The sequence below is a fragment of the Rhodococcus sp. 2H158 genome (assembly GCF_053764755.1).
Window position 1 is genome coordinate 1 of sequence record NZ_JBSNCE010000074.1, and the last position, 573, is coordinate 573.

Sequence of the window (573 nt, forward strand, 5' to 3'; positions counted from 1 at the left end):
CCCAGATGGTCGCGGCCGCCCTGGCGAAGGTGCCGGAGCTGGACCCGACCCAGATCGACGACCTGATGCTCGGCTGCGGCCAGCCCGCCGGCCAGTCCGGGTTCAACATCGCCCGCGTCGTCGCGGTGCAGCTGGGCTACGACTTCCTGCCCGGTGTGACCGTCAACCGCTACTGCTCGTCGTCGCTGCAGACCACCCGCATGGCGCTGCACGCGATCAAGGCCGGCGAGGGCGACGTGTTCGTCTCCGCCGGTGTCGAGTCCGTCTCCAGCTTCGTCACCGGCAACGCCGACGGCCTGCCGAACACCAAGAACCCGCTCTTCGCCGACGCCGAGGCCCGCACCGCCACGCTCGCCGAGGGCGGCACCGCGTGGACCGACCCGCGCAGCGAGGCCCTGCTGCCCGACGTGTACATCGCGATGGGCCAGACCGCGGAGAACGTCGCCTCGATGACCGGCATCTCCCGCGAGGACCAGGACCGGTGGGGCGTGCGGTCGCAGAACCGGGCCGAGGAAGCCATCAAGTCCGGCTTCTTCGAGCGCGAGATCAGCCCCGTCACCCTGGCCGACGGCA

Annotated in this window: 1 protein-coding gene; it reads left to right on the top strand. The window is 71.2% G+C overall.

Translation table 11 applies throughout. The features are described 5' to 3' along the window. On the top strand, positions 1 to 573 hold a 573-nt coding region (locus ACWPOB_RS28545), incomplete at both ends, for a thiolase family protein (protein ID WP_455402876.1).